Origin of the sequence: Brucella grignonensis, from assembly GCF_002252505.1 — a bacterium.
GTDB classification, from domain to species: Bacteria; Pseudomonadota; Alphaproteobacteria; order Rhizobiales; family Rhizobiaceae; genus Brucella; species Brucella grignonensis.
Map to the genome: position 1 here is coordinate 1 of NZ_NNRL01000095.1, position 425 is coordinate 425.

Sequence of the window (425 nt, forward strand, 5' to 3'; positions counted from 1 at the left end):
GTATCGCGGCGGACTGCGCCGCGGCCAAAGCCGGCTGTTCGTGCTCTGGAACCGAGCCAAGACGCCCACGGGCGTCATCATCACATTGGCCTCGCCGGCAACCGATGCGATCGGCCGCGCCGGATTCGATGGCTATGTCGACACCCACTGGTGGGAGCGCTTCGGCAGCGCGCTGCTTCTGTCTGTGGTTCCCGATATTGCTACTTATGCCGGTCAGGAACTACAGCGCAGCGACGTGCAAGCGCAGGGCACGACAAGCGCCGGCAAGGATGCCGCCGCGATCGCCGTCGAACAGTCGATCAATATTCCGCCGACCCTGACGAAGCACCAAGGGTCGCTCGTTTCGATCTTTGTGGCGCGAGATCTCGATTTCTCAAGCATCTATGGCCTGCGGGTTACCGAGCCCCGCAATACGATTTACGACG

Annotated in this window: 1 protein-coding gene; it reads left to right on the plus strand. The window is 62.1% G+C overall.

Going from position 1 to position 425, the window contains the following annotated elements; translation table 11 throughout:
• On the plus strand, nt 1–425 hold a 425-nt coding region (locus tag CEV33_RS01325; protein ID WP_141211538.1), incomplete at both ends, for a TrbI/VirB10 family protein.